The organism is Frankia canadensis, assembly GCF_900197875.1.
In the GTDB taxonomy this organism is placed as follows: Bacteria; Actinomycetota; Actinomycetes; order Frankiales; family Frankiaceae; genus Frankia; species Frankia canadensis.
In genome coordinates this window covers 1-20,238 of record NZ_FZMO01000535.1, presented here as the reverse complement: position 1 = coordinate 20,238, position 20,238 = coordinate 1, and the positions used below count along the sequence as shown (strand labels likewise).

The following is a 20,238-nucleotide window of genomic DNA, read 5'->3' as shown; positions in this document are numbered from 1 at the left end:
CGCTGCTCCTTGGGTGTGCTGTGGGTGGGCGCCGGACCCAGGGCCCCGGGTCCCGGCCGGGGTGCGGGCGCGGTCAGCGTGAGGCGAGCGCGTCCAGCTCGCCGTCGAGTCCGCCGTCGAGGTCGGCCTCGAGGTCGTGGTCGGTGGCCAGGGCCGGGTCGCCGCCGCCCGCGGCCGCGGTGGCCGCGCGCCGTTCGGTGACCGAGCGGACCAGTTCGCCGGCGCGCACCGCGACGTTGGACAGCAGCGTCGAGGAGATGCCGTGCGAGTGCTCGGTGGCGCCAAGCACGTAGACACCGGCCTGGGCGGGCGTCTCGGTGGCCAGCCGGTAGTCGCGGCCGAGCAGGGGCCGGCCGGTCTCGTCGCGGCGGCAGTGCCCGGCCATCGTGCCGAGGACCGTGCGGGTGTCCCGGGAGCGGTAGCCGGTGGCGTACACGATGACGTCCGCCTCGATGCTCTCCCGCTGGCCCGTCGGGAGGAACTCGACGTCGGCGACGATGCCGTCGTCCAGACGGCGCAGGTCGGTGAGACGGGAGGCGCGCAGCAGGCGCAGCCGTTCCCGGCCGTGCACCTTCTCCTGGTAGACCCGCCGGTACAGCTCGTCGATGAGGTCGATGTCGACCACCGAGTAGTTCGTGCTGCGGTGATAGGTGCTGAGCATCTCCTTCACCGCGGGTGGGGAGTCGTAGAAGTCGTCGACCGCGGACGGGTCGAAGATCTGGTTCGCGAAGGCGCTGTTGTCCGCCGGGCTGTAGCCGTAGCGAGCGAAGACGGCGACGACCTGGGCCGCCGGGTACCGGGTGTGCAGGAACTCGGTGACCTCGGCCGCGCTCTGCCCGGCGCCGACCACCACGAACCGGTCCCGCACCGCCGGCGGCAGGTTCGCCACCCGGTGGAGCAGGTCGTGGTTGTGCCACACCCGCTCGGACAGGTCGATGCCGGGGGGCAGGTTCGGTTCCAGCCCGGCGGCGATGACGACGTTGCGGGCGCGGCGTACGACCGTCTCCCCGGTGTCACCGCGGACGGCGACCACGTCGATCAGCGCGATCTCCCCGTCGACGAGCACCGGTCGCAGGTCGACCACCCGCAGGTCGTAGTCGACGACGTCGTCGAGGCGGCCCGCGGCCCATTCCAGGTAGTCGTGGAACTCCTGGCGCAGCGGGAACATCGTCTTGTGGTTGATGAAGTCGACGAGCCTGCCCTGCCGGTGCAGGAAGGTGAGAAAACTGAAGTCGCTGGCCGGATCGCGCAGGGTCACCAGGTCCTTGAGGTAGGAGACCTGCATGGTGGCCCCCTCGAGGAGCATCCCGCGATGCCAGCCGAAGCGGCACTGCCGCTCCAGGAAGGACACGCGCAGCGCCGCGTCGGGGGAGACCTTCTCGTTGTGTTCCTTCGCGGCGATCGCCACCGCCAGATTCGACGGACCGAATCCCACTCCGACGATATCCAGAATGCCGATGTCCGCGGACGCCGGACGTCTTGCCACTGCCGAATCCTCCGGTGCCTGGGCGCGCCGACTCTTCCGTGGGTAACGGTAAGTATACGCTCCGACTAATTAGGGAAACCTAACTTAAGGCATCTTCGGGGGTCGGCTCCCGGCCTGTCAAGCTCCGGCCGGCCGGATGTGCTGGTCGCCGTATGTGTCGCCGTGCCCGGAATGGTTTCGCGGATCTGCCGCCCGGGGCTCGCCGGTGGCGGTCGGATGGTGACGCAGGGCTACCTCTGGACGAGGGGCGTGTCGACTCTGTAGCTTCCCTGGTTGGCAGGTTAACCTACCTTTAGCCAACTGGCTGGCAAAGGATTGCGAGGTATGCGGTGCGTGCTGTCGCGCAGGGTCGGCCGGCCGAGCCGATCCCGGCCGGCGCCGCGACCGCGCCGCATCCCGCGCCGCATCCCGCGCCGCATCCCGGGCCACATCCCCCGCCACATGCCGCGCGACTGCCGCCCGGCTCGGTGGCCGTCGGCGTGCCGGCCGCCGCGCGTGGGCGGGCCCTCGGCCTGCTGGCCGCGCTGGTCGTGCTGGCCGGGACCTGCCTGCTCAGCCTGTGGGTGGGGGCGAATCACCTGCCGTTCGGCGAGGTGTGGCACGTCCTGTGGCACAACGACGGTTCGCAGGCCGCACTGGTCGTGCACGACCTGCGCATCCCCCGCACCCTGCTGGGGCTCACGGTCGGCGCCGCGCTCGGCGTGGCCGGCGCGCTGGCCCAGGCGCTCACCCGCAACGTCCTGGCCGAACCGGGTCTGCTCGGCGTCAACTGGGGGGCCTCGGCCGCCGTCGTCGCCGGCATTTCGATCTTCGGCGTGACCAGCCCGGCCGGGTACGTCTGGTTCGCGTTCGCCGGCGCGGGCGTGGCCGCCGTCGTGGTCTTCCTGCTGGGCACCGCCGGGCGGGGCGCGGCGACGCCGGCCGGTCTGGTGGTCGCCGGCGCGGCGGCGAGCGCGGTGCTGGGCGCGTTCGTCAACGCCGTGCTGCTGCTCGACGTGCGCACCTTCGACCGTTTCCGGTTCTGGGACGTCGGCTCGCTCACCGTCACGGGCACCGGTGCGCTGTGGGCGACCGGCCCGTTCGTCCTCGCCGGCCTCGTGCTGGCGCTCGCCCTCGTCCGCCCGCTGAACGCCCTGGCCCTGGGTGACGAGTCGGCCCGCGGTCTCGGTGTCCGGCTGAACCAGGCCCGGCTCGCCGGCGCGCTCGCGATCATCCTGCTGAGCGGGGCGGCGACGGCGGCCGCCGGGCCGATCATGTTCGTCGGCCTCGCCGTGCCGCACGTCGCGCGGGCGCTCGTCGGCCCGGACCACCGCTGGGTCCTGCCGTACTCGGCGGTGCTCGCCGCGATCCTGCTGATCGGCTCCGACCTGCTCGGGCGGGTGGTCATCGCACCGGGCGAGCTCCAGGTGGGGATCGTCACCGGCATCGTCGGTGCCCCGGTCTTCGTCGTGTTGTGCCGCCGTACCCGGCTGGCCCGGCCGTGACGGCGCCCACGGTGACGCGACCGGGACCGGACCCGCACGGCGTCCGCTACCGGGTGCGGCGCTTCGGCGGGGACACCGTGTCGCTGCGGATCTTCCCGCGGGCGATCGCGATCAGCGCCGGACTCGCCGTGCTCGCGATCGTCGCCGGCGTCGTCACCCTCACCACGGGCGACTACGAGGTCCCGGTCCCGGACGTGCTGCGCGCGCTGGTCGGGCACGCCGACGGCGGCACCGACTTCGTCGTCAACTCCCTGCGCCTGCCGCGGCTGCTCACGGCGCTGCTGGTCGGCGCCGGTCTGGCGCTGAGCGGGGCGATCTTCCAGAGCGTGTCGAACAACGTGCTCGGCAGTCCGGACATCCTCGGGTTCACCACCGGCTCGGCCACCGGGGCGATCATCGTCCTGCTGGTGCTGCGCGGGGACGCGACGCAGGCGTCGCTCGGCGCGGTCGCCGGCGGGGTGCTCACCGGCGCGCTGGTGTACGGGCTGGCCAACCGGGGCGGGGTGGCGCCAACCCGGCTGGTCCTCGTCGGCATCGCGGTGGCCGCCCTGCTCGCGTCGGTGAACTCGTTCCTGATCACCCGCGCCGACCTCGCCGACGCGGTCGCCGCGCAGGTGTGGCTGCTCGGCAGCCTGAACAGCCGCGGCTGGGAGCAGGTCCGCCCGCTCGCCGCCGCGCTCGCTGTCCTGGTGCCGCTCGCCCTGGCGCAGCGCCGGCGGCTCGCCTACCTGGAGATGGGCACCGACACCGCGCGGACGCTCGGCGTGGACGTCCGCCGCAGCCGGATCCTGCTGATCGCCGTGGGGGCGGCGCTGGCCGCGGTGGCGACCGCCGCCGCCGGGCCGATCGGCTTCGTCGCACTCACCGCGCCGCCGCTGGCCCGCTGGCTCACCGCCGCGGCGTCGCCGCCGCTGGTGACCACGGCGTGCGCGGGGGCCGCGCTGGTCGTGGTCAGCGACCTGGCGGCCCAGCGGCTGTTCGCGCCGACCCAGCTGCCCGTCGGGGTGGCGACCAGCGCGGTCGGCGGCGTGTACCTCGCCGTCCTGCTGCTGCGGCAGCGGGGGCGGGCGTGACGGCGCGGGGCGGCGGCCCGGCGCGGGCTCCGGCCCGAGCCCGAGCGCGAGCACGGGCACGGGCCTGCGAGCCGGCGCCAGGCGCAGGATGCGGACGACGACGGGAGACCGGCCGATGACGCGGCTGAGCGCGCACGACCTCACGCTGGCCTACGACAAGCGGGTGGTCGCCCGCGAGCTGGCGATCGAGATACCCGACGGCGCCTTCACGGTGATCGTCGGGCCGAACGCCTGCGGCAAGTCGACGCTGCTGCGCGCCCTGGTCCGCCTGCTGCGGCCGAAGGCCGGCACCGTGCACCTCGACGGTGAACTGATCTCGTCCTACCCGACGAAGGAGGTCGCCCGCCGGCTCGGCCTGCTCGCCCAGTCGGCGACGGCGCCGGCCGGCATCACCGTGGCCGACCTCGTCGCCCGCGGCCGCTACCCGCACCAGCGGCTGCTGCGCCAGTGGTCGCGCGAGGACGAGCGGGTGGTCGGCGAGGTGATGGCGCGCACCGGGGTCGCCGAGCTCGCCGACCGCGCCGTCGACGAGCTGTCCGGCGGGCAGCGCCAGCGGGTCTGGCTCGCGATGGTGCTCGCCCAGCGCACGCCGATCCTGCTGCTCGACGAGCCGACGACGTTCCTCGACATCGCCCACCAGGTCGAGGTGCTCGACCTGTGCGAGCAGTTGCTGACGGACGCCGGGCACACGCTGGTCGCGGTGCTGCACGACCTCAACCAGGCCAGCCGGTACGCCACCCACCTGGTGGCGATGCGCGCGGGGCGGATCGTCGCCCAGGGCCCGCCGGCCGAGATCGTCACCGCGGAGCTCGTCGAGGAGGTCTTCGGCCTGGCCTGCCGGGTGATCACCGACCCCGAGTCGGGGACCCCGCTGGTGATCCCGCTGCGCTCCCGGCCGGCGACACCCGCACCGGCCATGCCGGCCGCGCCCGTCGACTCCGCCAGCGCCGCCAGCGCCGCCTGCGCGCAGCCCGCGACCGTGACCGCAGTCGCGGTCGCGGGAGGTTGACGGCACCCCGGAGCCTTAAGTTAGTTTTACCTAAATTTCGGGACGGTAAGGTCGCCCGTCAGCCGCCGGCCGCGCGGGCCGTGCGGCCGGCCGGCGGCGCGGGCTCGATCCGGTGGGATGGTGCTGGTTGAAGGGCTCGTCGGGTAACCGGCTGCTGCGGTCGGGGCTGCGCGCGCAGCGGGGGAACCTCACCCTCGGCGGGCTGGCCACGGTCCTCCAGCAGGGCGCGATGCTCGCCCTGCCCTGGTGCGTGCAGCGGGCGCTCGACCGCGGCATCACCGCCCGCTCGGTGGACGGCACGCTTACCTGGGCCGTCCCGACGGTCCTCGTCGCGGTGGTCTTCGCGGTCGGCGGCTGGGGCGGCATGCTGTGGTCCGGCCGGGCCGCGGCCCGTGTCGCCCACGCGCTGCGCGCCGCCCTGGTGGAGCGGGTCGCCGCCTTCGACCGCCCGGCGCTCGCCCGCTACGGCCACGGCGACCTGGCGATGCGGGCCACCCGCGACGTCGACCTGGTCCGGCTGTGGGTGCAGAGCCTGTCGATCTGGGTCCGGATCGTGGTCACCATCGCCGTGGTGCTGCCCGCCTTCGCCCTGCTCGACCCGCTGCTGCTGGTCGTCGCGGTGCTCGCGATCCCCCTGGTGGCGCTCGCCAACGCGTACTTCCCCGGCCGGTTCGACAGGGCCAGCACCCGGCTGTCCGCGTCGTTCGGTGCCCGCGCCGACGCGGTCGAGGACCTGCTGTCGGCCAGCGCCGCCGTGCGCGGCATCGGCGGCGAGGAGGAGCTGGTGCGCCGCCATCACGAGCGCAGCGTCGAGCTCACCGAGCACACGATGGCGGCCGCGCGGATCTCGGCGGCGTGGACGGCCGTCCCGCCGGCGATGCCGCGCCTGGCGATCGCCGCCGGGCTCGCCATCGGCGGCACCGCCGCCCTGCGCGGCGACCTCACCATCGGCGGCCTGGTCGCCTTCACCTCATGGATGACCACCCTGACGCTCGCCGTCACGATCGCCGTCGACCTGCTGTCCCAACGCGGCCAGGCCCGCGTCGCCGCCGAGCGGATCGCCGAGGTCCTCGACACCCCGGTCACCGACGACGACCCGGCCGACGCGCAGAGCCCGCCCGCGGGCGCCGCGCTGGCGGCCAGCGGCGTCACCGCCGTACGGGAGGGCCGCCGGGTGCTCGGCCCGGTCGACCTGCACGTCGCCCCCGGCGAGTTCGTCGCCGTCACCGGGCCGACCGGCAGTGGCAAGACGACCCTCGCCCGGCTGCTGTGCCGGCTGGAGGATCCGGCCACCGGCACCGTCAGCCTCGGCGGGGTGGACCTGCGCCGCGTCACTCGGCTGGAGCTCGCCACCCGTGTCGGCCTGGTGCCGCAGCGGCCGCTGATCCTCGCCGGTACCGTCGCCGACAACCTGCGGGTCGGGCGCGAGGCCGACGCCGCGGCGCTGCGCGCGGCCTGCGAGGTCGCCGCCGTCGACGGCTTCGTCGACAGCCTGCCCGACGGCTACGACACCGAGCTCGGCGAGCGCGGTGCGAGCGTGTCCGGCGGGCAGGCCGGCCGGCTGGCGCTCGCCCGCGGCCTGCTTGGCCGGCCCGACGTGCTCATCCTCGACGACGTCACCGCCGCGGTGGACGCGGCGACCGAGGCGACCATCCTGCGCCGGCTGCGGGCCTGGGCGCCCGACGTCGCGCTGCTGGTCATCTCGCACCGCACCTCGGTGCTCGCCGCCGCCGACCGGATCATCCGGCTGGGCCCGGACGGCGTGCCGGTCGATCCGGACACGGCGGCCGCGACCGAGGACGACCTGAGCGTGGGGGCGGGTGGCGGCCGTGGCTGAGATCCGGATGCTGACCGCCGAACCGTCGACGGCGCGCGTCTTCCGCCGCTTCTGGCCGTCCCTGCGCCCGCACCGGGCGATCATGGCCGGTGCGCTGCTGGCGAGCGTGGCCAGCACCGCCGCGGTGGTGGCGATCGCGCCGGCGATCGGCTGGGGCGTCGACGCGGTGACCGACGGCGACCGCCGCCAGCTGTGGTGGGCGGTCATGCTGCTCGTCGCGCTGGTGCTGGCCCGGATGGTGCTGCTGCGCTGGTCGGAGGTGCTGCTCTCGGACGCCGGCGAGCGGACCATCCGTGCCCTGCGCGACCTGGTGGTCGAGCGGCTCGCCCGCGCCCCGCTGCGCTTCGTCGAGGCGCACCGCACCGGCGACCTGCTGCGCCGCTCGACCAGCGAGATCGCCGACCTGACGCTGTTCCTGCGCGACCAGCTGCCACAGCTGCTGAGCGTCGGGCTCACCGCCGTGCTGACGACGGCGATGCTGCTGGTGTACTCCCCGCTGCTGTCACTGCTGCTCATCGGGCTGTTCCTGCCCGCCGCGCTGGCGGTGCTGGCCTGGTTCAACCGGGCGGCGCCGGCGGCGTTCGGCCGGCAGGCGGCCGCGGACGCGACGATGACGGCGACCTTCACCGAGACGCTCACCGCGCACGAGGCCCTCGTCGCGCCCGGTCGACCCCAGGAATGGGTCCGCCGCTTCAGGGCCGACAACGACAGGCTGCTCGCCGCGAGCGACCGGGCGGTCGGCACGCAGAGCCGGCTGGAGCTGTTCGGGCTGATCGAGGGCGTGGCGACGGCGGCGCTGCTGATCCTGAGCGTCTGGCTGGTGCGCGACGGGCGGCTCGGCGTCGGCACGGTCGTCGTGTTCGTCGTCGCGACCCGCAACCTGTTCGAGAGCATGCTGGCGCTGTCCGGTCTCGCCGGCCAGGCCCAGCTCGCCCGGGTCGGCCTCGCCCGGCTCGTCGACCTGCTCGCCGCCCTGCCGCCGGCCGACCCCGACGCGCCGCAACGGTCGGGGTCCGAGCTGCCGGCGCGGGGCGACCTCGTCGCGCAGGGGCTGCGCTTCGCCTACGACGAGCGCGAGGACGTGGTGCGCGACGTGTCGGTCGCCTTCCCGGCCGGTGACCGGGCGGGCCTTGTCGGCGTCACCGGCTCGGGCAAGACGACGCTCGCGAAGCTGCTGGCCGGGCTGTACGAGCCGGACGCCGGCACCGTCCGCTACGGCGGGGTCGACCTGCGGGCCGTGCCGGCGCACCGGGTCCGGGAGCGGATCGTGCTCATCCCGCAGCAGGTGCATCTGATCACCGGCACCCTGGCCGACAACCTGGCGCTCACCCCGGGAGCGCCCGCCCGCGCGGCGATGGAGCGGGCGGTGGAACGGCTCGCGCTCGGCGACTGGGTGGCCCGGCTGCCGGGCGGGCTGGACGCGCCGCTCGGGGCGCGCGGGGAGAAGCTGTCCGCCGGCGAGCGGCAGATCGTCGGGCTGTTGCGGGCCGCCCTCGTCGACCCGCCGGTGCTGCTGCTCGACGAGGCGACGGCCGACCTCGACCCGGACGTGGCGGAGCGGCTGGAATCCGCCGTCGAGCGGTTGCGCGCCGGCCGGACGCTGATCGTCATCGCGCACCGCCCGGAGACCATCGCGCGGCTGCCCCGGACCGTCCGCATCGAAGCCGGTCGCCTGCGGTAACGGCGCCCGGCCGGCGGGCGGCGGGTGGGAATTTTCGCCGGTCAGGGGTGGACGCGTGCGCTCACTTAGGTAAAGCTTACTTGAGTTAAGCGGCCTTAACCCCCGTGCGGAACGACCCAAGGAGCTGGGAACGCATGTCGACCAACCCGTTCGATGACGAGAACGGCAGCTTCTACGTCCTGGTCAACGCCGAGGGACAGCATTCGCTCTGGCCGACGTTCGCGCCGGTGCCCGCCGGCTGGCGGACGGTGCACGGGGCCGCGAGCCGAGCGTCCTGCGTCGAGTACGTCGAGGCCTCCTGGACGGACCTGCGCCCGGCCAGCCTGATCGCCCGGATGCAGGCCGCCGAGGCCGCCGCGTCCGCCGCGGCTGCCCCGGCCGCCCAGAGCAGCGGCGCCGATGCCGGCGTGTCCCGGTGACCGCGCCGCAGGTCCACCACGAGCGGACGGTCCCGTTCCCCGGCGATCCGCTCACGGCCGCCACCCGCCTGGCCCATGCCGCCCGGGCGCCGTTCGCCGTCTACGAGCGCGACGGGTGCTGGTGCTTCGGCGACGGCGCGCTGGCCGAGATCATGCTGTTCTGGGACGAGATCCGCTATCGCACCGGCGGCGGCTGGCGGGTCGAGCCGGTCGGCGCCGACCCGCTGCGGACCCTGGCGGGGGTGCTCGCGGGGATCCCCGTCGCCGGCTGGCACGCCTACGGCTGGGCCGGCTTCGAGCTCGGCCCGCGCGCCCAGGGGCTCGCCGGCCCGCGCTCGGCCGAGCCGCTGGTCCACCTCGTCGTCCCCGCCCGCGAGGCGCGCCTGGGGGCGGGGACGGCGGCACTGCGCGCGGTCGAGCCCGGCGAGCTCGACACGCTCGCCGCGGCCCTCGCCGACGCCGCCGTCAGCGGCGGCACCGTCAGCGAGACTGACCTCGTGCCCGCCGACCTGGAGCACGGCGCCGAGGACTACCGGCGCATCGTCACCCGCGCCGTCGACGACATCCAGGCCGGCCGCCTGCGCAAGGTGATCCTTTCCCGGCTCATCCCGGTCGACGGTGAGATCGACCTGGTCGCCACCTACGAGCACGGGCGGCGCGGGAACACGCCCGCCCGGTCGTTCCTGCTCGACATCGGCGGGCTGCGCGCCACCGGGTTCAGCCCGGAGACCGTCGTCGAGGTCGCCGCGGACGGGTGGATCTCCACCCAGCCGCTGGCCGGCACCCGCGCCCTCGACGGCGGCGCCGCGGACGGCGGGGCCGGCGACCGGGCACGGCGCGAGGCGCTGCTCGCCGACCCGAAGGAGGTCTACGAGCACGCCGTGTCGGTCCAGGCCGCCCAGGACGAGCTGCGCGCGGTGTGCGACCCGGCGACGGTCGTCGTCGACGAGTTCATGTCCGTGCTCGAACGCGGCAGCGTGCAGCACCTCGCCTCGCGGGTCAGTGGCCGGCTCACGCCCGGCAACGACGGCTGGGACGCCCTCGCCGTCGTCTTCCCGTCGATCACCGCGATCGGCATCCCCAAGGCGGCGGCCTTCGAGCTGATCCGCGACTACGAGGCGTCGCCGCGCGGTCTGTACAGCGGGGCGGTGCTCAGCGTCGGGGCGGACGGAGCGCTCGACGCGGCCCTCGTACTGCGCACCGCCTTCCAGCGCGACGGGCGGACCTGGCTGCGCGCCGGGGCCGGCATCGTCGGCGCGTCCCGACCCGAGCGGGAACTGGAGGAGACCCGGGAGAAGCTGCGCAGCGTCAGCCGCTTCCTGGTGGGCACGCGCCCGGCCGCCGGCACCAGCGGACCGGACCGCGACAGCCTGCGGCGCACCGTCGCCGACCTGCTGGCGGAGGACCCGGCCGAGCTCGGCGACGAGGACAACCTCTTCGAACGTGGGCTGGAGTCGATCGCGCTGATCCAGACGGTCGGCGCCTGGCGGCGCGCCGGCCTGGAGATCACCTTCGGCGAGCTCGCCGAGAACCCGACGATCGACGGCTGGTACAAGCTGCTCGCCCGCCCGTCCGCCGCGGACCCCGCCGCTCCCGCGGTGCCCGACACGGCGCCGGTGCCCGGCCCGCGGTCGGCGCCCGGGGAGTCACCCGCCGCGGCGGCCGGCGCGGGTGAGGCGACCCGGCCACCGGCAGGTGACGGGATCACGGTGGTGCCGGCGGACGGCGCGCCGTCGACCGCGGGCGACGGGGAGTTCCCGCTGGCGCTCATGCAGCACGCCTACTGGGTCGGCCGCGATCCCGCCCAGCCGCTCGGCGGCGTCGCCGCCCACCTCTACACCGAGTTCGATGGCCACGGCCTCGACCCGGACCGGCTGTCCGCGGCGATCGAGCGGCTCGTCGACCGGCACGAGGCGCTGCGCACCCGCGTGACCGACAACGGCGGCCAGGTCGTCGAGGCCCACTCCGGCTGGCGCGGCCTGACCGTCCACGACCTGCGCGACCTCGACGAGACCGCGGCCGGCGCCCGGCTCGAGGAGATCCGCGACCGGCTTTCGCACCAGATGCTCGACATCGAGCACGGCGAGGTCTTCTCCACCGCGCTGAGCCTGCGCCCGGGCGGTGCCACCCGCCTGCACCTCGACGTCGACATGGTCGCCGCGGACGCCGTCAGCTACCGCGTGCTGCTCGCGGACCTCGCGCGCCTCTACGGCCGGCCGGACGAGGTCGAGCCCGCCCCGGCCTACACCTACCGGCGGTACCGCGCCGAGCACCAGGCCGGCCGGCGGGAGGCGGCCCGGCGGGCGCGGCAGGCCTGGCAGGACCGTCTGCCCAGCCTGCCCGGCCCGCCCGAGCTCGCCCTCAACGCCCCCCAGCCGGGCGGTGCCACGCGGGTGTCGCGGCGGCACTTCCGGCTCCCGCAGCGGGCCCGGGCGGCGCTGGGCCGCGCGGCGCACCGCCGCGGCGTCACCCCGGCGATGGCGGTGGCGACCGCGTTCGCCGAGGTGCTCGGCGCGTGGAGCACGCAGTCCCGGTTCCTGCTGAACGTCCCGCTGTTCGACCGGGCGCAGATCCATCCGGACGTCGACCGGGTGGTGGGCGACTTCACCAGCTCGGTGCTGCTGGAGATCGACCTCACCGATCATGTCCCGTTCGTCGAGCGGGCCCGCCGGGTGCAGACCCGGCTGCACGCCGACGCCACCCACGCGGGCTACTCCGGCGTCGAGATCCTGCGCGACGCCGGGCGCCTGCGCGGCGAGCAGGTGCTCGCCCCGGTCGTGTTCACCAGCGCGCTGGGGCTCGGCGAGCTGTTCGACCCCGCCGTGCGCGAGGAGTTCGGGCGCCCGGAGTGGATCATCTCCCAGGGGCCGCAGGTCCTGCTCGACGCCCAGGTCACCGAGCTCGACGGCGGCCTGCTCGTCAACTGGGACGTCCGCGAGGACACCTTCGCACCCGGCGTCGTCGACGCCATGTTCGCCGCCTTCGAGCGGCTCGTGCGCGACCTCGCCGCCCCCGAACCGGCCCCGGCCGCCGCGCACCGCGGGGACGACGGGGACAGCGGCGACGGCGGGGACGGCGGGGACGTGGTGTGGGACCGACCGTTCGACGCGCCGCTCGACGAGGCCACCCGCGCGGTGCGCCGCCGCGTCGGCGACGTCGCCGGGCCGAGGGCCACCCGGCTGCTGCACGAGGGGTTCTTCGCGCACGCCGAACGCCGTCCGGACGCGCCCGCGCTGCTGTGGGGCGGCGTCGGCGGCCAGGCGGGCGTGCTGTCCTACGGCGGGCTCGCCGCCCGGGCCCGGGCGCTGGCCGCCGCGCTGCTCGACCGGGGGGTGCGCCGCAGCGACCGGGTCGCCGTCAGCCTGCCCAAGGGGCCGGACCAGGCCGTCGCCGTGCTCGGCGTGCTCGCCGCCGGCGCCGCCTACGTGCCGATCGGCGTCGACCAGCCGCCGGCCCGGGTCGAGCGGATCGCGGCGACGGCCGGCTTCACCGTCGCCGTCACCACCGCCGCACGCACCGGCTGGCCCGCCGGCGTCACCCCGCTGCACCTCGCCGATGTCACTGCCGATGTCACTGCCGATGTCACTGCCGAGATCACTGCCGAGATCACTGCCGACGCCGGGGCCGACTCCCGGCTCGTCCTGTCCGCCGCGGCCGAGCCGGCCGTGTCGGCGGGGGCGGGCAGCGCGGCCTACGTGCTGTTCACCTCCGGCTCGACCGGTCAGCCCAAGGGCGTCGAGGTCGGGCACCGGGCGGCGATGAACACCCTCGAGGACCTGATCGACCGTCTCGGTCTCGGCCCGGACGACCGCACGCTCGGGGTGTCCGCGCTGGACTTCGACCTGTCGGTCTTCGACCTGTTCGCCCCGCTGTCCAGCGGCGGCGCGGTGGTGATCGTCGACGAGGACGCCCGGCGCGAGGCCGCCAGCTGGGTCGGCCTCGTCGCCGCGCACCGCGTCACGATCCTCAACTGCGTCCCCGCGGTCCTGGATCTGATCCTCACCGAGGCCGCGTCGCCCGCGTCGGCGTCGCCGCTGGGCGCCGGTCTGCGCGCGGTGCTGCTCGGCGGCGACCGGGTCGGCGTCGACCTGCCCGGCCGGCTGGAGGCGGCCGTGCCCGGCTGCCGGTTCCTCGCGCTCGGCGGCACCACGGAGACGGCCATCCACTCGACCGTCTGCGAGGTCGCCGGCGGTGGCCCGGTGCCGGCGTCGTGGGCGTCGGTGCCCTACGGGACGCCGCTGCGCAACGTGCGGCTGCGCGTCGTGGACCCGCTGGGCCGGGACTGCCCGGACCAGGTCGCCGGCGAGCTGTGGATCGGCGGCGACGGTGTCGCCCACGGCTACCTCGGCGATCCGGAGCGCACCGCGGACAGGTTCGTCACCCACGCGGGCAGCCGCTGGTACCGCACCGGCGACCTCGCCCGCTACCTGCCCGACGGCACGGTCGAGTTCCTCGGTCGCCGCGATCACCAGGTCAAGATCCGCGGCTTCCGGGTGGAACTCGGCGAGGTCGAGGCGGCGCTGCGGGCGGTGCCGGGGGTGCGGGCCGGCGTCGCCGCCCTGGTCGGCGGTGGGCGCGGTCGCTCGGGATCGCTCGGCGCACTCGTCGTCGTGGACCCGGCCCACCGGTCCGGGCCCGGGCCCGGACCGACGGGAGTGGATCCGGCGGGGTCGGTGCGGGCGCGGCTGCGCGAGCTGCTGGCGCCGCACATGGTGCCCGACCGCGTCGTCGTCGTGCCCGAGCTGGCGTTGAGCGCCAACGGGAAGATCGACCGGCGGGCGGCGCTCGCGCTGCTCGAACGGGAGTCCGGTGCGGCCCGGCCGGCGCCGCCGCCGCCGCGTTCCGACCTGGAGCGCGTGATCATGAGCGTCTGGCGGGACGTGCTCGTCGGCGGGCCCGGCGCGGTGGCGGAGTTCGGGGTGACCGACGAGTTCTTCGCCCTCGGCGGTGACTCGGTGCTCGCCACCGACCTCGTCGCCCGGCTGCGCGCCGAGCTCGACACGACCGGCGTGTCCGTCCGGATGCTGTTCGCCGCGCCGACGGTGGCCGCCCTCGCGCGGCGCATGCGCGCCGCCGAGAGCACCCCGGACCGGCTCGACCGGGTCGCGGCCATCGCCTGGGAGATCGCCGGCCTGTCCGACGACGAGGTCGAGGCGCGCCTGGCCGGCGACGCGGGCGACCAGGTGGGAGGCGAGCGGTGAGCCGCGCGGTCACCGACCAGGGGCCGGCGCCCACGGTGGACGACTGGGTGCCGTTCCCGGACGCGTTCGCCCGCCGCTACGTCGCGGAGGGCTACTGGCAGGGCGGCCCGCTGGGGGAGCGGCTGCGGGAGTGGGCGGCGCGGCACGGATCGGCGACGGCGCTCGTCGGCGGTCCGCCCGCCGCCCCCGTCCGGCTCAGCTACGCCGAGCTCGACCAGGGGGTCGACGACCTGGCGGCGGGACTCGCCGGGCTCGGCCTCGGCGCCGGCGACCGGGTGCTGCTGCACCTGCCGAACCGGATCGAGTTCGTCACCCTGCTGTTCGCGCTGCTTCGGCTCGGCGCGCTGCCGGTGCTGGCGCTCCCCGCCCACCGCCGCGTCGAGATCGAGCATCTGGCCCGGCTGTCCGGCGCCGTCGCCTACGCCATCCCGGACACCTTCGAGGGCTTCGACCACCGCCGGCTCGCCGGCGAGGTCACGGCGGCGGTGCCGTCCGTGCGCCACGTGCTGGTCGCCGGGGAAGCCGGGGCGTACACGAGTCTCGCCGGGCTCGCCGCGGCCGGTGCCGCCGCCCGCGCCACCGGCACCGCCCCGGCGCCGGCGGCGGTCGACCCGGCGGGCGTCGCCGTGCTGCTCATCTCCGGCGGCACGACCGGCAAGCCCAAGCTCATCCCGCGCACCCACTGGGACTACGCCCACAACGCGGCGGCCAGCGCGGAGCTGTGCGCGCTGACCGGCGACGACGTCTACCTGGTGGCGCTGCCGGCGGCGCACAACTTCCCGCTGGCCTGCCCGGGGATCCTCGGGGCGTTCGGCGTCGGCGCGACGGTCGTGCTGGCGCCGTCACCGAGCCCGGAGACGGCGTTCGAGCTCATCGCCCGCGAACGGGTGACGGTGACGGCACTCGTGCCCGCGCTCGCCCGGCTGTGGGTCACCGCCGCCGGCTGGGAGGGGCCCGACACGACCAGCCTGCGCCTGCTGCAGGTGGGTGGTGCCCGCCTCGACGCCGAGCTCGCCCGGCGCGTCCGACCGGTGCTCGGCGCCGCCGTCCAGCAGGTGTTCGGGATGGCCGAGGGCCTGCTGAACTACACCCGCCTCGACGACGACGCGGAGGTCGCCTGCACCACCCAGGGCCGCCCGCTCGCCGCGGCCGACGAGATCCGCGTCGTCGACCGCGACGGTGCCGACGTCGCCCCCGGCGCCATCGGTGAGCTGTGGACCCGCGGCCCCTACACGATCCGCGGCTACTACCGGGCCGCCGAGCACAACGCCACCGCGTTCACCGCGGACGGCTACTACCGCACCGGTGACCTCGTCCGCGTCGCCGAGGGCGGCAACCTCGTCGTCGAGGGACGCATCAAGGACGTGATCAACCGGGGCGGGGAGAACGTCTCCGCCACCGAACTCGAGGAGCACCTGCTCACCCATCCCGGGATCGCCCAGGTCGCCGTCGTGGCGGCCGGCGACGAGCAGATCGGCGAGAGCGTCCGCGCGGTCGTCGTGACCGAGCCGGGCACGACGGTGACCCTCAAGGGCCTCAAGGCGTACCTGCGGGAGCGGGGCCTCGCCCGGTTCATGCTCCCCGACCTGCTCACGGTCGTCGACGCGTTGCCGCTCACCGCCGTCGGAAAGATCGACAAGCGCGAGCTGCGCCGCCGCCTCGGCTGACCGCCAGCCCCACCACCACACCGCCCGGGCGACACCGGTGCCGGCCCGCGTCATGGCGGCCGGCGCCACCCGCACGATCGGCACCGCCCGAGCGGTCGCCGCACCACCGGAAGGACGTGCACCGTGGCCAGTCCCGTCTCCGCGCAGCGCAAGCGTGAGCTGCTGCTGCGCCGCCTCGCGGCCGAGCAGCTCACGCCGCCGCCCGCGACCGGCGACGCCCCGCGGCCGCGGCGCGCCCCCGGGACGGCCCACCCCGCCAGCGCCGGCCAGCGCCGGATGTGGTTCCTGCAGCGGCTGCGCCCCGACAGCGCCGCCTACACGATCTCGACCGCGTTCACCCTGACCGGTCCGCTCGACCCGGCGGCGCTGCGCGACGCGCTGCGGACCGTCGCCCGCCGGCACGAGATCCTGCGCACCACCTACCGCGTCACCCCCGCCGGCGCGCTCGAGCAGATCGTGCGCGACGACGTCGAACCGGCCTGGCACAGCGTCGACCTGTCCGCCGAGGGCCTGTCCGCTGCGGGCGCGGCCGGCACCGGGAACCTCGCGGGCCGTGCGCGGGCGATCGCGCTGGAGGCGGCGCGTCGGCCGTTCGACCTGACGGCCGAGTCGCCGCTGCGGGTCACCGTGATCCGGCACAGTCCCACCCAGCACAGTCCCACCCAGCACAGTCCCACCCGGCACACCCTCGCCCTGGCCGCGCACCACATCGCCTGGGACGACGCCTGCTGGGACATCTTCTTCGGTGATCTGCTCGCCGCCTACGACCGCCGCGCCACCCCGACGGGAGCGGGCGCGCCCGGCGACGCCGTCCAGTTCCTCGACACCGCCGTGGCGAGCGCCGGCGCGCCGCCCGCCGAGGCACTGGCCTACTGGCGCCGGCAGCTGAGCCCGCCGGCCGAACCCGTGCGCCTGCCCGAGCCGACGGCCGACGACCATCCCGAGCCCACGACGGGGACGCGGGACGCGGGACGGCAGGTCGTCCACCAGGCGTCCGGCGAGCTCGCCCGGCAGGTCCGGGCCGCGGCCGCGGAGCACGCGGCGACGCCGTTCATGGTGCTGCTCGCCGGGTACGCGGCGCTGCTGCACCGGGTCAGCGGCGCCACCGACCTCACCGTCGGCTCGCCGGTGGTCAACCGGGACAGCGCCGGCGGCGCCGGTGCGCTGGGGTACTTCGGCAACACCGTCTGCCTGCGCCTCGCCGCCGGCCCGGCCGACACGTTCGCCGGCCTGCTCGTCCGGGTCCGCGACGCCTGCCGCGGCGCGTTCGCGCACGCCGACGTCGACCTCGCCGACGTCGTCCGCGACCTCAACCCCGACCGCGCCGACGGCGTGTCCGCCCTGTTCTCGACGATGTTCGCGGTGCGCGCGCCGGCCGCCGCCGCGCTGCGCGGCCGCGACCTGCGCGGCGAACGCCAGCCGCTGCACAACGGCACCGCCCAGTTCCCGCTGACGGTCGTCGCCGAGCTCGGTGTCGCCGGTGTCGGCGCCGGCGTCGGTGTCGCCGACACGCTGGAGCTGGAGACCACCTACCAGGACGGCGCGGTGTCGCCGTCGTTCGCCGCCACCGTCGGACCCCGCCTCGAACGACTGCTCACCGCCGCCCTCGCCCGGCCCGACGCGCCGATCGGCACGATCGACCTGCTCGCCCCGGACGAACGCGACCTCGTCGTCACCGCCTGGAACGCCACCGCCGCGCCGAGCCCGGCGCAGCCGTGGACAACGCTGTTCACCGCCGCGGCCGAGCGTGACCCGCGGCGGGTGGCGCTGGTCACCGCGGCGGGATCGCTGACCTACGGCGAGCTCGCGACCCGCGCCGACGCCTGCGGCCGGCTGCTCGCCGAGCACGGTGCCGGCCCGGGAGGCGTGGTCGCGCTCGCGCTGCCCCGCACCGCCGACCTGGTCGTCGCGCTCGCCGGCACCGGCCTCGCCGGCGCCGCCTACCTGCCCGTCGACCCCGACTACCCGGCCGACCGGATCGCCTTCATGCTCGCCGACGCGGCCCCGACCGTGCTGATGACCACCCGGGAGCTGGCCCCCGGCCTGCCGGTGCCGCCCGGCACCCGCCTGCTCCTCGTCGACGAGCCCCCCGCGGCGGTAGCCGGCCCCGAGTCCGACCCCGAGCCCGACCTCGAGCCCGCGTCGTCCGGCCTGGGCTGGCCGCCGGCGGTCGATCCGGACAGTCCCGTATACGTGATCTACACGTCGGGGTCGACCGGGCGGCCCAAGGGCGTCGTGGTCGGCCACCGGGCACTGACGAACTTCCTGACGTCGATCGTCGAGACCGTCGGCATCGCCCCGGCGGACCGGCTGCTCGCCGCGACGACCCTCGGTTTCGACATCAGCACCCTCGAACTGCTCGCCCCGTTGACCGTCGGCGCCAGCGTGCACCTCGCGGACGGCGACACCGCCCGCGACCCGGCCGCCCTCGCCGGCCTGCTGCGCTCCGGCGCGGTGACGACCGTGCAGGCGACCCCGTCACGCTGGCGCACCCTGCTCGACGCGGCGCCTGGCCCGCTGCCCGGGGTGCGGGCCCTGTCCGGCGGCGAGGCACTGCCCGCGGATCTCGCCCGCGAGCTCGCCACCCGCGCCGACAGCCTCACGAACCTGTACGGCCCGACCGAGGCCACCGTGTGGGCGACCACCGCCCGGATCGGCGCCGACGCCGCGCGCCCGACGATCGGCCGGCCGCTGCGCAACACGCGGGCCCACGTGCTCGACGGCGCGCTCATGCCCGTCCCGCCCGGCGTCCTCGGCGAGCTCTACCTCGCCGGCACCTGCCTGGCCCAGGGCTACCTCGCCCGGCCGGCGCTGACGGCCGCGCGGTACGTCGCGAGCCCCTTCGACGACGGCGAGCGGCTGTACCGCACCGGGGACCTCGCCTCCTGGACGGCCGACGGCGAGCTGGTGGTCGCCGGCCGGGCCGACGACCAGGTGAAGCTGCGTGGCTTCCGGATCGAGCCCGGCGAGATCGAGGCCGCGCTCGCGGGGCATCCGCGCGTCGCCCGTGCCGCCGTGGTCCTGCGCGAGGACGGTCCCGCTGGCCGCGCCCTCGTCGCCTATGTCGTACCGGCGCCCGTGGATGAGCTGGCGAGGCCCGCGGGCCAGCCGGCGGCGTTTGCCGATGGGCCGGCGGCGTTTGCCGATGAGCTGCGTGCCCACGCGGCGGGTCTGCTGCCCGGCTACATGGTGCCGGCGGCGTTCGTGACGCTGGCCGAGCTGCCGGTCACCCCCGCCGGCAAGCTCGACCGCCGCGCGCTGCCCGCCCCCGACTTCGGGGCCACCAGCCCTGGCCGGGCGCCGTCCGGCCGGGTGGAGACCGTCCTGCGGGAGGTGTTCGCCGAGCTGCTGGGCCGTCCCGACGTCGGTGTCGACGACTCCTTCTTCCGCCTCGGCGGCGACAGCATCCTCGCGTTCGCCCTGGTCACCCGCGCGGCCGCCGCTGGCGTGACGATCGCGCTGGCCGACGTGTTCGCCAGCCCCACCATCGCGGGCCTCGCGGCCGCGGCGACGCCTCCGCCGGCCGCGCCACCTGCCGCGACCGAGCCGCCGGTGGGTGCCGAGCCGCCGGTGGGTGCCGAGCTGCCGGTGGGTGCCGAGCCGCCGGTTGATGCCGAGGCACTGGTGGTTGCCGAGCTGCCGGTTGATGCCGAGGACGAGGCGCGGTGGCGGGCCGCGCAGCCCGGGGTGCGCGACGTGTGGCCGCTGTCACCGTCGCAGGCCGGGCTGCTGTTCCACCGGCTGCTCGACGGCGCCGACGCGCCGGACGTGTACGTGCTCCAGTTCGTCGTCGACGTCGCCGGCTCGCTGGATCCCGAGCGGCTGCGGGACGCGTCGCGGGCACTGGTCGCCCGGCACGACGTGCTGCGGGCCGCCGTCCTGTCCGACGGCCGGGCGCCCGCGCAGGTGATCCTGGCCGACGCCGAGCCGGAGTGGACCATCGCCGACCTCGCCGCCTGGCCGGCGGCCGAGCGGGCCGCCGAGGTGGAGCGGCTGGTCACCGCCGACCGGGAGGCCCGGTTCGACCTGGCGGCGCCGCCGCTGCTGCGCTTCCTGTGGATCCGCACCGGCATGGACACCGCCCGGCTCGCGGTCTGCGCCCATCACGTCATCCTCGACGGCTGGTCGCTGCCGCTGATCCTGCGCGAACTGTTCGCGTTGGCCCTCGCCGACGCCGGCGAGACCGCGTCCCGACTTCCCGCCGTGCGCCCGTACGCCGACTACCTGCGCTGGCTGCGCGCCCAGGACCGGGACGCGGCGCGTGCCGCCTGGCGGGCCGAGCTCGCCGGGATCGACGCCCCGACCCTGCTCGCCGGCGACGCCGGCCACCGCGCCGCCGCCCCCACCCCGGTCGGCGACTGGCTGGACGGCGCGGAGGCGA

General features: G+C 76.0%; 10 protein-coding genes and 1 pseudogene. 10 read left to right on the top strand and 1 reads right to left on the bottom strand.

What is annotated here, in order from left to right:
* Positions 1-73 precede the first annotated feature (73 nt).
* Entirely contained in the window at positions 74-1,486 is a 1,413-nt protein-coding gene (locus tag C1A33_RS29370) for a lysine N(6)-hydroxylase/L-ornithine N(5)-oxygenase family protein (protein WP_101835244.1), read from the bottom strand.
* A 329-nt stretch (positions 1,487-1,815) separates the two neighbouring features.
* Between C1A33_RS29370 and C1A33_RS29365 the strand changes: the two genes are divergently transcribed.
* From C1A33_RS29365 to C1A33_RS29325, 10 genes and pseudogenes are all read left to right on the top strand, one after another.
* Entirely contained in the window at positions 1,816-2,970 is a 1,155-nt protein-coding gene (locus tag C1A33_RS29365) for a FecCD family ABC transporter permease (protein ID WP_341477276.1), read from the top strand.
* Between the two features lie 11 nt (positions 2,971-2,981).
* A complete protein-coding gene (locus tag C1A33_RS29360; RefSeq protein WP_101835258.1) occupies positions 2,982-4,043 on the top strand; it encodes a FecCD family ABC transporter permease in 1,062 nt (353 codons plus the stop codon).
* A 115-nt stretch (positions 4,044-4,158) separates the two neighbouring features.
* Positions 4,159-5,052: an ABC transporter ATP-binding protein gene (locus tag C1A33_RS29355; RefSeq protein ID WP_101835242.1), complete on the top strand. Its 894-nt coding sequence runs from the start codon at positions 4,159-4,161 to the stop codon at positions 5,050-5,052.
* A 127-nt stretch (positions 5,053-5,179) separates the two neighbouring features.
* The gene (locus tag C1A33_RS29350) at positions 5,180-6,889 is read left to right on the top strand and encodes an ABC transporter ATP-binding protein (RefSeq protein WP_101835240.1); all 1,710 of its coding nucleotides are present in this window, start codon (positions 5,180-5,182) and stop codon (positions 6,887-6,889) included.
* 7 nt (positions 6,890-6,896) lie between these two features.
* A pseudogene (locus C1A33_RS38210) lies at positions 6,897-7,763 on the top strand (ABC transporter transmembrane domain-containing protein); the annotation flags it as partial.
* An 18-nt stretch (positions 7,764-7,781) separates the two neighbouring features.
* Complete coding sequence (locus C1A33_RS38205) at positions 7,782-8,570, top strand: ATP-binding cassette domain-containing protein (protein WP_423748163.1); 789 nt, start codon at positions 7,782-7,784, stop codon at positions 8,568-8,570.
* 134 nt (positions 8,571-8,704) lie between these two features.
* Positions 8,705-8,989, top strand: a complete 285-nt coding sequence (locus C1A33_RS29340; protein WP_101835238.1) for an MbtH family protein — start codon at positions 8,705-8,707, stop codon at positions 8,987-8,989.
* A complete protein-coding gene (locus tag C1A33_RS29335) occupies positions 8,986-14,190 on the top strand; it encodes a salicylate synthase (RefSeq protein ID WP_101835236.1) in 5,205 nt (1,734 codons plus the stop codon). The genes C1A33_RS29340 and C1A33_RS29335 overlap by 4 nt, the downstream gene beginning before the upstream one ends.
* Entirely contained in the window at positions 14,187-15,857 is a 1,671-nt protein-coding gene (locus C1A33_RS29330; protein WP_207770563.1) for a (2,3-dihydroxybenzoyl)adenylate synthase, read from the top strand. The genes C1A33_RS29335 and C1A33_RS29330 overlap by 4 nt, the downstream gene beginning before the upstream one ends.
* 123 nt (positions 15,858-15,980) lie before the next feature.
* On the top strand, positions 15,981-20,238 hold a 4,258-nt coding region (locus tag C1A33_RS29325; RefSeq protein WP_115538032.1), incomplete at its 3' end, for a non-ribosomal peptide synthetase.

What these genes read in the sequence shown, in the direction of transcription:
- C1A33_RS29340 (WP_101835238.1), top strand. Translation starts at nt 8,705, where the DNA reads ATGTCGACCAACCCGTTCGATGACGAGAACGGCAGCTTCTACGTCCTG.
- C1A33_RS29355 (WP_101835242.1), top strand. Translation starts at nt 4,159, where the DNA reads ATGACGCGGCTGAGCGCGCACGACCTCACGCTGGCCTACGACAAGCGG.
- C1A33_RS38205 (WP_423748163.1), top strand. Translation starts at nt 7,782, where the DNA reads ATGCTGGCGCTGTCCGGTCTCGCCGGCCAGGCCCAGCTCGCCCGGGTC.